The sequence below is a fragment of the Campylobacter sp. IFREMER_LSEM_CL1085 genome (assembly GCF_025772235.1).
GTDB classification, from domain to species: domain Bacteria; phylum Campylobacterota; class Campylobacteria; order Campylobacterales; family Campylobacteraceae; genus Campylobacter_D; species Campylobacter_D lari_D.
In genome coordinates this window covers 98,909-111,741 of the sequence record NZ_JAKMRU010000001.1, presented here as the reverse complement: position 1 = coordinate 111,741, position 12,833 = coordinate 98,909, and the positions used below count along the sequence as shown (strand labels likewise).

The window sequence follows — 12,833 nt, the reverse complement described above, 5'->3', positions numbered from 1 at the left end:
ATGCCAAGTTTATTACTAGCAAGTTTTATTTGGGCTTTTTCTTTTCCATTAATTGGGCATTTTATAACCTTAGAAATGGATAGTTTTTTTGCTGCATTTGCAAAAGTTTTTTTGTCTTTATTAGTATTTTTACCTTTTTTAAATTTTAAGCTGAATTTGCATTTAAAACTAAAACTCATAAGCATTGGAGCTTTACAACTTGGTGTGATGAATTTATTTTATTATCATTCTTTTTTATATTTAAGTGTAAGCGAAGTGGCACTTTTTACGATTTTTACACCTTTTTATGTTGTACTTTTTTATGGGCTTTTTTCAAAAAATCTTAGATATTTATATTTTATAAGTATTTTTATATGTATTGTAGGTGCTTTTGTAGTTAAATTTGATAATATTAACTCTAATTTTTTATATGGTTTTTTACTTATTCAAGGAGCTAATTTAGTATTTGGCGCTGGACAAAGTTTTTATAAAATTTTATTAGAAAAAAATACAAATTTAAATCAAAAAGAAGCTTTCGCTTATTTTTATTTAGGCGCAACCAGTATAACCTTACCTGCTTTTTTATTTTTTGGAGATTATAATAATTTACCATCCAATTTAAGTTCTTGGATAGCTTTGATTTATCTTGGGACTATTGCTTCAGGATTTGGATATTTTTTATGGAACAAAGGCTCCACTGAAGTAGATAGCGGGGTTTTAGCTTTGATGAATAATGCCATTATACCTATAAGTATTTTTATCAATATGAGTATTTTTGGAGTAGATGTAGAGCTACTACCTTTTTGCATAGGGACCTTGATCATTCTTTTTTCATTTTTTATACATAGAAAAATCATGTATTATTATAATAAGAAATCTTACTCAAATACAAACCACTAGCAGGAGCTAAAAATCTACAATGAGCTTTTTTGGCATTGATTTGATCTAAAAGCTCATTTTTGCTCATTTTTCCTTCTAATACTTTTAAAATACTTGCCATCATCATTCTAATTTGAGATCTTAAAAAACCATTTGCTTCAAAATAAAACACAGTGTAATTTTTATAAGCATAAACTCTAGTTTTATACATTTTTCTTATACTTGTTTTATTATCAGAGCCTTCTTTTTGAAAGAGTTTAAAATCATGCTCTCCTTCAAATAAAAAAGCAATTTCCTTGGCTAATTTAATATTTATTTTTGGATAAAAATGCACATATGAGGCTAAAAAGGGATTATATTTTTCATGACTTATAATATAGCGATATGCTCTTTTTTGCACATCAAAACGCACTTGGAAATTTTCTTGCATTCTTTGGATATGCTTTATATGTATAAATGGGTGTGTAAAATGATTGATTTTATTTTTTAAATATACAAAATCTTTAAAATGTTCTCCTACTTTTACACAAGCGACTGCATTAAATGCATGCACACCTTTATCAGTTCTTGAAGCAAATAAAGGTTTTTCATAAATACCCAAATGCGACAAGGCCTGCGCTAAGGTATCTTGGACACTAAGCTTATGTGGTTGGGTGGCTGAACCTTGAAATTTAGAACCATCATAAGAAAAAGTTAATTTTAAAAGCATTAATACTTACTTGCAATTTTTGCTTTAAAATAAAACAAAGAAGTAATTAAAAAGCTTGAAAAAATCACAGCAATAGCTACAAAAGGAGGATTATAAAAACTAATCAAAAGCGTAAAATAAGCAAAAATAATCACAAAAATTCCAAAATAAGCAAAACCTTTTTCATAACGATAAGTTACTATACCAAAAGAGAGTGCAAAAAGCACGCTAGCTAAAGGAAATAAAGCTATAAGAATATAAATAACAAATTCTTTTGCTTTTTCTTTATTGCTTGTTACATCAGACCAATACCCATAAAAACTTTGAGTATTTAATTCTTTAGAAGAAAGTTTGCTTTTAATTAATAAATTTTTAAAACTAGAAATATGCCAATCTTCTTCTTTAATCTCATAAGCTTTTCCTTCATCTAGCTTAAAAGTAATAACCCCATCATTTGTTTCTAACTTTCCTTCTTTGGCTAAAATCACTTGTTCTTTATCTTGTGGGTTTTTCTTTGGATGATACATTATGATATTTTTATAAGTTTCATCAGAATTTTTGGCATCGATAAAAACAAGCCATTCTCCATATCTTTGTCCAAATTCCCCTGTTTTTATACTTACTTTAGCACTAATTTTTTTATAATCTACAAAATTATCAAAAAGTTCAAAAGATATAGGTATAAAAACCAAAACCACCACAAGCATAAAAGCACTTACTAAAGCTGCAATTTTTGCAAAAAAACTTGCTATCATGCTTGGAGCTATACTCAAAGCAAACAACACTGTGCTTTCATTTTCTCTAGAAAGCCTATAAAAGGCCAAAGTCAAAGCTATGAAAAAAGATATGGGTAGAGTAAAAATTAATATCTTTGGTAAAAGAAAAATATATAATTTGATTAATTCAAAAAAAGTAATTTCAATATAAGCAGTAATTTTAGCAAGTTGTATAAAAAAAATAATCGAAACAATAATAAATAAAGTAAAAAATAAAGATAACATTGTACTTAAAAACTGATTAAGCAAATACTTATAAACTAGTTTCATAATATACTTTCTACACTTAGATTAATCAAAATTCCACAAAATAAAAAAGGAATCATAGGCATTTGATAATCTTTCTTGGCTATTTTTATAAACATCAAAAGACTTAAAAAACTTGCAATAAATAAAATCAAAAAGCCTTTTTCATAGCCAAAAATTCCAAAAATCAAAGCTATTATTATAACATCACCTTCCCCTAAACTTTCTAAAATTTCATCTCTTTTTTTAAAATTTTTAATAAAATTAATCACACTTTTTAGTATAAAAATTAACCCCGCTCCAAAACACACTCTAAATAAAAAGCTATCTTGAAAATCCTCTAAATTTAAACCATTTTGCAAAAAATCAAAACAAAAAGCTAAAATAAATAAAATCCAAAGCCATAGCTCACTCACTGCTTTTAGATAATAATCCATCCAAGAAAGTGCTAATAATACAGCTAGCATACAAGCAAAAATTAAAATTTGAAAAACATCTTCAATTAAATAAAAAGCAAAGACAAACAAACACGCACAAATAAATTCATTAAAAGGATAAATCAAAGAAATTCTTTCTTTACAAAAGGCACATTTGCCTTTTAAAAATACAAAAGATAACAAAGGAAAAAGATGATAAAATTTCAAAGTTTTAAAACACTTAGGGCATTTTGATCCTGGACTTATTATACTTTCTTTATTAATCGTTCTTAAAATCAAAACATTGACAAAAGAACCCACACAAAGCCCTAGTAATAAAAATAAAAATATCATTTACCAAAAGTTCTTTTGCGTTTTTTAAACTCAGTAATGATATTTGTGATTTCTTTTTTAGTAAGTGCAGGAAATAAGGTTTGACTAAAATAAATTTCTGCATAACTTGATTGCCATAATAAAAAATTTGAAATTCTTTTAGCGCTCCCTACCCTTAAAAACAAATCCACATCTTCACTTAAGTCAAGATTAGCTTGTATATTTGCTTCATTAATTTCAAGATTTTTTTCAATCACCTTTTTAACCGCTCTAACTATTTCATCCTTGCTTCCATAAGAAATAGCTAAATTTACGCATAATTTTGTGTAATTTTTAGTTTGTTCTTGAAAATTTTGTATTTTTTTCAAGGTTAATTCATCTAAAAGACTTAAATTTCCTATAGCTTTAAAACGCACTTCATTAGCTACAAATTTGTTTAAAGATTCATCAAGATATTTATTTAATAGTTTAAAAAGAAACTCCACTTCTTCTTTTGGTCTTTGCCAATTTTCTGTACTAAAAGCATAAAGGGTTAGATTTTGAATTTTTTCATCTATACATACTTCTATAATTTTTTCAACAACTTTAGCACCTTGACTATAGCCAATTTTTTCTAAAAGTCCATTTTTTCTAGCCCATCTTCTATTGCCATCCATTACTACGGCAAGATGCTTTAACTCATTCATTCTATCCCTTTATATCCATCAATCTTTTAAAAACAAACATAGGATTGAGCGTATTAACTACTTCAAATTTAAAATACTCGTTTAAAAAATGTGCTACTTTGGCAAAAGGTGTTTGTATGCGTGTGATTTTACCATTATCAATTATAATTTTTAAAGCACCAAAAATTTCAAAATACAAATACACCTCTAAAATATTTCCATTTTTCTTAGCTTCAAATAAAGCTCTATTTCCCTCATAAACAAAAGGTATATGATAAATTCCTTCAAAAAACGCAAAAAACATTTCCTTATAAATTTCAAACTCATATGCGCTTTTGCTTTCCATAAGTCTTTGGATAATGAATTTTTTATACCAAGCTTTTTCATCACCTTCTTGTAAAAGCTTTTCTATAAGTTCAGTCCCTTCTTCAAAAAGTCTAATTTTAGGCTTTTTCAAAAGATTTTTAAAAGAAATCACGCCTTTGTCTTCATAAACTTCAGCTAAATACTCCTCCCCTACTTCAAGCTCTATCATACTTTTTGTTTCAAGCTTTTTAGTGTTTAAAAGCAATACATAGCGATTATATGCGCGTTTTTCTAAAATTTGCATTCTTACAGGTAAGGTTGAGTTGATGATATTCACCAAAGTTTCCTTAATTCTTGTGCTAAAATAAAACCAAGTTTTTCTTTGCTTTGTTTAGAACTTTGAGAGATGCTATCTTTAGTGATAAAACAAATGCTATTTTCATCACTTCCAAAGTTCATTTGCTCATTTAAGACATTTAAACACACCATATCTAAATTTTTACTAACTAAAGATTTTTTAGCATTTTCTAAAGCATTTTGCTCATCAAATTCCATTTTAAAGCCTATTTTTTTGCCTTTAAAATCTAAATTTTTTAAGATATCCTCATTAAGCTTTAATTTTAAATCAAGTCCGTTTAAATGCTCATTTTTCTTAATCTTACCCTTATAAGCCTCAAGAGTAAAATCACTCACAGCAGCAGCCATAATTAAAGCATCAAAATCTTTGTATTTTTGCAATTTTTCTTTTAGTTCTAAAGAAGATTCAAATTTTTCTAATTTATAAGGTGTTTTAAACTCTACTGAGCTAACTAACACTACTTTAGCACCTAAAAAATACAAGGCATCAGCAACCGCCTTTGCCATTTTTCCACTTGAGAAATTACTAATACATCTTACATCATCAATTTTTTCTTTAGTGCCACCACCGCTTACAATAAAACTTTTATCTTTAAAAAAATCTTCTTGCATTAGACTTCTTTTTAAAACATTTATAATACTATCAAGCTCAGCCAAAGCTCCTAAGCCCTCATCTTTACAAGCTAGAGTTTTAACTATAGGATCAATGATAATATAACCTTGCTCTTTTAAATTTTTTAAAGAATTTTGAGTGCTAAAATGTAAATACATGTTTGTATTTGCAGCGGGTGCGATTAAAAATGGTTTATTTTTATCTACTGCTATTAAAGTTTGAATAAATAAATTATCTGCTATACCATAGTTTAATTTATTAATAGAATTTATACTAGCAGGCGCAAAAAGCACACAATCGCAAGTCTTACTAAAAGCTATATGATTATTAGTATTTTGCCAACTTTCATTATCTTCACATAAAATTTCATCCGCTAAAGCTTCAAAGCTAAGCTTAGTGCCAAATTTTAAAACTCCCAAACTTAGCAAAACTTTAACCCTAAAGCCTTCTTTTTTTAATAAAGAAATCAGCTCATAAGCTTTATAAAAGGCTATGCTTCCACTTACTGCTAGTAAGATTGTTTTCATTTTTTACCTAGTTTTTTATAGTAAAAATCTTCTATAATTTGCGTCTTTGCTCTATTAATATACAAAGAGCCTTTTTCTACATCCTTACACACGGTGCTTCCTGCTGCGATGATTACCTCATCTTTTATCTCAACCGGAGCGATAAATTGCGTATCTGAACCCACAAAAACATTTTTACCTATTTTGGTCTTATGCTTTTTAACCCCATCATAATTACAAGTGATAGTGCCACAACCTATGTTAGTTCCCTCATCTATCTCACAATCCCCTAAATAACTCAAATGCCCTGCTTTAACTCCATTTAATAAAGCATTTTTACATTCTACGAAATTTCCTATATGGGTATTTTTAAGCTGGCATTTTGGACGCAAATGCGCTAAAGGCCCTACATCGCTATTTTCTACTATACTATCTTCAATCACACTTGAACTTTTAATGATAGAATTAATGATTTTTGATTTTCCTTCTATACGCACATTTTCATACACTTCACACTCACCTACAAACTCAACTTCATCTGAAATAAAAGTCGTCGCAGGCATGTGAAAAATCACTCCTTGCTTCATCCATTCTTTTTTAATCGCTTCTTGCATAAGATCTTGAGCTAGGCAAAGCTCAATTTTATCATTTACCCCCATAAAATCTTGCTCATTTACAAACACCGCATCGATTTCATAGCCCTTTTCTTTTGCTAAATAAACCGCATCGGTTAAATAATACTCTTTAGCTTTATTATCATTTTTTATCAAAGGCAATACTTCTTTTAAAATTTGTGCTTTTATAGCATAAACACCACTATTGCAAATGTTTATAGCAAGCTCTTCTTTGCTTGCATCTTTTGTTTCTACTATTTTTTGAATTTTATTTTCTTTTAAAACTATTCTTCCATAACTTTTTGGATCTTTTGCCTCAAAAACTGCCACATTAAAATCACTCTCATTTAAAGCTATTTTTTCTAAATCATCTGCTTTAACTAAAGGCATATCGCCACATAAAATCAATACTTTTTCATGCTTACTCTCATAATTTCTTAAAGCCCCTGCAGTACCTGGAAAATTTTGCAAGTCTTGTTCTAAAAAGCGTGTATTTGGAAAATACTCTAAAACAACTTGTTCAACCTTTTCTTTTTGATGAGAAAGCACCACACATACATCATCACTAATTTTATATGCTTGTTTTAAAATATGTAAAATCATTGCTTTTGAGCAAATTTTTTGAAGCACTTTTGGATTTTGTGATTTCATACGCGTGCCAAGTCCAGCAGCCAAAATAAGCACAGAAATTTTCATAATTTACCTTTGTTTTAAAAATTATTGCTTATTTTAACAAGCTAAAGTAAAAATTCTTACTAGTTGTTATTTGTTTTTTACAGATTTTCATTTACTTTAAACTTAAATTTATGGGGGGGGGTATAATGCTTTTTTCAATTTAAATTTACAAGGAGTAATCAAATGAAACTTTCTTATTACACAAGTAAAGTTTTAATGGGAGTTAGCATTAGTGCTTTATTAAGCGGTGCTGCTTTAGCTCAAGAGATAAATCATGGAAATTTTTCTGATTTTTTTAACTATAAAGATGGAATTTGGAGTTTAGATTCTAAAGAAAATATAGAATTAAAAATAAGTCCTTCAGATATTCAATCATACTATGGTGGAGAAAATAATGATAAACCTATAAATGAATTTAACATCAAAACAAGTGGCGTTTTAACCATAGGATCTGATTCAGACTGGATAGATGTAGGTAGCACTTCAACTAATGAAGCAAAATATGATTTATATAGTGTTAATTTAGAAGCAAAAGAAATCATTTTAAATTCTGATAGAGCTACCTTAGAAGCAAATAAAGCTTTTAATATAAAAGGAAATGTTACACTAAAAGGCAGCTCACCTATAACAAATGATAATATAAGCAACGAAGAACTTGATAGACCTAGTTTAGATGTATGGAATGGATATGGCGAAAAAGATGGCTATATGAGCATACAAGGAAATTTAAATGTAAATAATTCTTTTATTGGTATATTTGATGCAAATAAAAAAGGTGGCTTAATCTCTGTAGATGGAGATGTAAATATAAAAGATTCAGCTATAGGTATAAGCACAAATAGTGTTTCAAATTTAGGTATAAACAACTATGTAGCTATAAAAACTACAGGTAGTTTTAACCAAGATATAGATAAAAACTTAGTAACGGCACTATATACTAAAGATATAACAAGCATGCTTGAAACAAGCAATTTACTACCAAAAAATGTATTTTTTGAAGATACTGATTTGACTCAATTTACAGATTATAAACTTAGTGTTTCTAATGATGGCAAAAGTCTTTTAATTAGCGGTGGTGCTAATGAAAATGTAAGAGATTTATCAAAAATATTAAAATCTGAAATTGATATTAGAAAAGAAGCCTTAGATACTTTTGAGAATATAAAAAAGAATATAGAATATGATGAAGAATATAACAAAAATTCCTACCAAAAACCAGGATATATTGGCGATGATGCTATGCTTGAAGCCATAGCACAAGCAGAAAAAGAACTGCAAGAACAAATTAAAAAATTAGAACAACAAATCCAAGATATACAAAATAATGGTGGAAAATTTGATGGTAGTGATTTAGTTGAAAATATGAAAGATGTTAGCTTAGAAAATAAAAATTTAGCTGTAAATATGCTAAATAGTATTTTAGATTCTAAACTTAGCAATGATGCTATCGCAGCACTCACTCTAGATACCACAGGAAAAAATCTAAACACACTTACCACAAATACAAAAGCAAGTGCAAAAGCTATAGTAAATAATGCTCAAAATTCTTCTGTTAATTCATCTATAGGTGTAGCAAATGACCTAGCAATTGGAACAAGAATAGCAAAACTTTCAAATCCTTATCAAGATAAAACTTTAGTAGAAAAATTTGCTACAACCCATATAGCAGCACTAGCAAGCGATGTTTATAATTATTATGGAAATTCTTCATTTAATAATAGCTTTTGGGGTAATGTTTTTGGTGGTGCAAATATCATAGATGGAGATAGTGGTGCTTTATATGGATTTACACTAGGTGCTGATAGAAAAATCAATGATAATGCTTTGCTTGGTTTTTACTTTACTTATGCTGATTCAACTATCAAAGATGGAGTTATGGAACAAAAATCAGATAACTATCAATTTGGTATTTATTCTTTAATTAATCCAAACGATCAATGGGAAATTAATCTAAGAGCTTACGGGCAAATTTCTCCAACAGATCAAAGTGTTGTAATGTTAAATGATTCTAATAAGGCTGATTTTGATAGTAAATTCTTTGGTTTAAGTGCTAATGCTGGTAGAATTTTTAATCCAAATTCATCATCATTATTCATCAAGCCTTTTGCTGGTATAAATTACTACTACGCACACACTCCAAGTTATAAAGAAAGTGGTATGTTTGCAAAAGATGTTCAAAGTATGACAAATAATTCCATATCTTTAGAACTCGGTGCTGAATTTAGAAAATATATGAGCGAAACATCATATTTATTTATCACTCCAAAAATAGAACAATATGTAATGAATAATGGAGATGATTATATAGCTGGATTTGTTGGATCAAATTCAAATTTTATCATCAAAGGTAATGATAAGAAAAAAACTTATGGACAAATCATCATAGGTGGAAATGTAGATATTAACGAGCAATTTAGCCTAAATGCAGGTGTTGGAACTAAACAAATACTAGCTGGTAAAACAGATGGTAAAAATGAAACTTATGTAAGTGGTCAAGTAGGTTTTAAATACAAATTCTAAAAAAAATATTTTTTGAGAAACTCCTAAATGCTAGAGTTTTTCACTCTAGCATTTTAAAAATAAACCATTAATTCAATCATATAAATTGCATTTTTAAGAGTAAAATTGCTAAAATAATGCTTTTAATTTTAACCAAGGAAATATTTTGAGGGTTTTACTAGTTTTATTTTTATCAAGCCTAGCTCTTTTTGGTGCTGAAGCAACTATACCAACTGTAAATTTAAGCCTTAGTGCCCCAAATAGCCCTCAACAGCTCGTAACAACTTTAAATATAATTATAGTTTTAACTATACTAGCACTTGCTCCAACTATCATCTTTGTAATGACTTCATTTTTAAGACTTATAGTAGTTTTTTCTTTTTTAAGAACTGCTCTTGGCACACAAACCATGCCTCCAAATACTATCTTAGCGACACTAGCTTTGATTTTAACTTTTTTTATTATGGAACCTGTTGCTACAAAATCATACAATGAAGGCATAAAACCCTATATTGCTGAACAAATAGGCTATGAAGAAGCCTTTGCTAAAGGCGTTAAACCTTTTAAAGATTTCATGTTAAAAAATACCAGAGAAAAAGACTTAGCACTTTTTTATAGGATCAGAAATTTAGAAAATCCAAAAACCATAGATGATGTTCCTTTAACGGTTTTAGTGCCTGCTTTTATGATAAGTGAACTCAAAACTGCTTTTGAAATAGGCTTTTTGCTTTTCTTGCCATTTTTAGTTATTGATATGGTAGTAAGCTCAGTGCTAATGGCTATGGGTATGATGATGTTACCACCTGTTATGATTTCCATGCCTTTTAAATTGCTTATTTTTGTTTTGGTAGATGGATGGAATTTGCTTATACAAAATCTCGTCAAAAGCTTTTTAACTTAGCAATTTAGAGCAAAAATATGTGTATTATTAGCTTTATTTGTATTTTTCTAAATCAAAGATTTTAAATGACATTTGCTATATTTGGAAAATACCTTTATGATGATCTTGCCTTCACTCTTAAAGCTCACACTCAAAAAGAAAGTAAAAAAGCTTTTAAAATCATAGAAAAATATAAAAATCAATATTATTTTTTAGGTTATATTCAATATGAATTCTATAAATATCTAGAAGATAAAAATTATAAAAGCAAAGAGCCTTTTTTATATTTTTTTGCTTTTAAATCAAAAAAAATCTTTACAAACGAAGAAAAAAATTTAGACTTTTATCCAAGTTTTTCATCCAATTTAAACCAAGAAAAGTATTTTGAAAACTTTGACAAAGTCAAAGAAGCCATAGCTAAAGGTCAAAGTTATCAAGTTAATCTTACTCAAGAACTACATTTACAATCAAATCTTAATGTGTATGAGAGTTTTTTAAGCCTTTATCCTAAGCAAAATACCCCCTATAAAGCTTATATGAAAAATGAATTTTTAGAATTGGCTTCATTTTCACCTGAACTTTTTTTTAAAATCAAAAATAAAAAAATCATCACAAAACCCATGAAAGGCACAATCAAACGCTCAAATAATCCAAAAGAAGATGAAAATCTAAAAAACTTTTTAAAATGCGATGAAAAAACTATTAGCGAAAATGTAATGATAGTTGATTTATTACGCAATGATATTTCAAAACTCATCAAAAAACATTCTTTAAAATGCGAACTTTTTAAGGTTAAAACCTACCCTACCTTACACCAACTCATTTCAAAAATAAGTGGGAAATTAAAGCCAAAAAATGATTATTTTAAAATTTTCAAAGCCCTTTTTCCATGTGGATCTATCACAGGTGCACCCAAAATAGAAACTATTAAACTCATAGAAAATTTAGAGCAAAGAAAACGCGGGATTTATTGTGGAGCGATAGGTTTAATCCATAAAGATAAAGCAAAATTTAGCGTAGCCATACGCACTTTAGAGAAAAAAAATAATGATGATTTTTTAAGATATGGTGTGGGAAGCGGACTTGTGTGGGATTCACAAAAACAAGATGAATTTGAAGAATTAAAACTAAAAAGTAAAATTTTAAAACCTAACTTTTATTTATTTGAAACAATGTATTATAAAAATCATTCTATTTTATTTTTCAAAGAACATTTGACAAGAATTTTAAACTCAGCTAATTTTTTTGGCTTTGATACTCAAAGATTAAAACATGATTTTAAAAATATACTAGAGAGTAAAGATAAAAAATTCCATTTTAAATCTTTACAAAATTTTAACAATTTTGTTTTCAATCATCATCATTTTTTTACAAAAAGTAATTTTACTCAAAAATGCTCAAAGGCTATTAAATTAAAACTTTTTAAAAATGGCCTTTATGAGTTTGATTTTAGCAATATACAAGAAAATTCAAGCAAAAAACTACTCATAAGTAAAGACATCATAAAAGTAAATCTTTTAACACACCATAAAACTTCTCTGCGTAGTTTATATGAGGCAAATTCTCATCTATGGAAAGAAAATATTTGCTATGACATAGTTTTTTTTGATGAAAAAGGCATACTTTGTGAGGGTTCAAGAAGTAACATTATTATAAATTTAAATGATGAGTATTTTACCCCTTATGCTAAAAACTGCCTAAATGGTATTTATAGACAAACACTCTTAAAACACAAGCTCATCAAAGAAAAAGATATCACTAAAGATGAGCTTTTAAATGCTAAAGAAATTTATGCTATTAATTCTTTAAGAGGCTTAAAAAAGGTATTTTTGTGAAAGTTTTGATTATAGATAATTATGATTCTTTTACCTACACCATAGCCTTTTATTTAAAAGAATTAAACATTACTTATAAAATTATTAAAAACGATAAATTCAAAAATCCAAAAAAGCTTAAAAAATATGATTTTACCCATCTTCTAATCTCCCCTGGACCAAATTCTCCAAAAGAATCAAAGTTAAGTTTAAAAGCTATAAAATATTTTAAGAAAGATAAAAAAATTCTTGGAATTTGTCTAGGACACCAATGTATAGCACATGTTTTTGGTGGTAAAATTTCTAAACTTCCAAACCCAACTCATGGTAAGGTAAAAACTATAAAATTTAAACCAAACCCACTTTTTAAAAACCTTGAGCAAAATTTTAAAATTTGTTTATATCACTCTCTTTATGTCAGTCATATAGGCAAAAAATGTGAAATTTTAGCCCATAGTGAAGATAATATCATCATGGCTTTAAAACATAAAAAATACGATATTTATGGAGTTCAATTCCACCCTGAAGCCATACTGAGTCAAAATGGCAAAAAGCTACTTAAAAACTTTCTTACTTTGCAATAATCT

At 27.9% G+C, this 12,833-nt stretch carries 12 protein-coding genes; 5 read left to right on the top strand and 7 right to left on the bottom strand.

Annotated features, from left to right (window positions below):
• Positions 1 to 879 (top strand): EamA family transporter, encoded by an 879-nt coding sequence (locus L8W56_RS00580; protein ID WP_263659073.1) that lies wholly within the window; start codon positions 1 to 3, stop codon positions 877 to 879.
• Here L8W56_RS00580 and truA read toward each other — a convergent pair.
• The 7 genes from truA to glmU are packed head-to-tail and all read right to left on the bottom strand — an operon-like array spanning position 833 to position 7,074.
• A complete protein-coding gene (truA, locus tag L8W56_RS00575) occupies positions 833 to 1,567 on the bottom strand; it encodes a tRNA pseudouridine(38-40) synthase TruA (protein WP_263659072.1) in 735 nt (244 codons plus the stop codon). The genes L8W56_RS00580 and truA overlap by 47 nt on opposite strands.
• The gene (locus L8W56_RS00570; protein ID WP_214100351.1) at positions 1,567 to 2,592 is read right to left on the bottom strand and encodes an LptF/LptG family permease; all 1,026 of its coding nucleotides are present in this window, start codon (positions 2,590 to 2,592) and stop codon (positions 1,567 to 1,569) included. Before L8W56_RS00570 ends, truA begins: the two co-directional genes overlap by 1 nt.
• Complete coding sequence (locus L8W56_RS00565) at positions 2,589 to 3,338, bottom strand: prepilin peptidase (RefSeq protein WP_263659071.1); 750 nt, start codon at positions 3,336 to 3,338, stop codon at positions 2,589 to 2,591. The genes L8W56_RS00570 and L8W56_RS00565 overlap by 4 nt, the downstream gene beginning before the upstream one ends.
• Positions 3,335 to 4,003, bottom strand: a complete 669-nt coding sequence (gene uppS, locus L8W56_RS00560) for a polyprenyl diphosphate synthase (RefSeq protein WP_263659070.1) — start codon at positions 4,001 to 4,003, stop codon at positions 3,335 to 3,337. Before uppS ends, L8W56_RS00565 begins: the two co-directional genes overlap by 4 nt.
• A 1-nt stretch (position 4,004) precedes the next feature.
• Positions 4,005 to 4,625 (bottom strand): hypothetical protein, encoded by a 621-nt coding sequence (locus L8W56_RS00555; RefSeq protein ID WP_047208387.1) that lies wholly within the window; start codon positions 4,623 to 4,625, stop codon positions 4,005 to 4,007.
• Entirely contained in the window at positions 4,622 to 5,785 is a 1,164-nt protein-coding gene (coaBC, locus tag L8W56_RS00550) for a bifunctional phosphopantothenoylcysteine decarboxylase/phosphopantothenate--cysteine ligase CoaBC (RefSeq protein WP_263659069.1), read from the bottom strand. Before coaBC ends, L8W56_RS00555 begins: the two co-directional genes overlap by 4 nt.
• Positions 5,782 to 7,074, bottom strand: coding sequence for a bifunctional UDP-N-acetylglucosamine diphosphorylase/glucosamine-1-phosphate N-acetyltransferase GlmU (glmU, locus tag L8W56_RS00545; protein WP_263659068.1), 1,293 nt, complete (start codon positions 7,072 to 7,074; stop codon positions 5,782 to 5,784). Before glmU ends, coaBC begins: the two co-directional genes overlap by 4 nt.
• A gap of 162 nt (positions 7,075 to 7,236) precedes the next feature.
• Here glmU and L8W56_RS00540 point away from each other — a divergent pair, with 162 nt between their 5' ends.
• From L8W56_RS00540 to L8W56_RS00525, 4 genes are all read left to right on the top strand, one after another.
• Entirely contained in the window at positions 7,237 to 9,573 is a 2,337-nt protein-coding gene (locus L8W56_RS00540; protein WP_263659067.1) for an autotransporter outer membrane beta-barrel domain-containing protein, read from the top strand.
• Between the two features lie 145 nt (positions 9,574 to 9,718).
• Complete coding sequence (gene fliP / locus L8W56_RS00535; protein ID WP_133318758.1) at positions 9,719 to 10,453, top strand: flagellar type III secretion system pore protein FliP; 735 nt, start codon at positions 9,719 to 9,721, stop codon at positions 10,451 to 10,453.
• A 65-nt stretch (positions 10,454 to 10,518) separates the two neighbouring features.
• Positions 10,519 to 12,267 carry a bifunctional anthranilate synthase component I family protein/class IV aminotransferase gene (locus L8W56_RS00530; protein WP_263659066.1) on the top strand — a complete coding sequence of 583 codons (1,749 nt, stop codon included), beginning with the start codon at positions 10,519 to 10,521 and terminating at the stop codon, positions 12,265 to 12,267.
• Positions 12,264 to 12,830 (top strand): anthranilate synthase component II, encoded by a 567-nt coding sequence (locus tag L8W56_RS00525; RefSeq protein WP_263659065.1) that lies wholly within the window; start codon positions 12,264 to 12,266, stop codon positions 12,828 to 12,830. The genes L8W56_RS00530 and L8W56_RS00525 overlap by 4 nt, the downstream gene beginning before the upstream one ends.
• Positions 12,831 to 12,833: the final 3 nt, after the last annotated feature.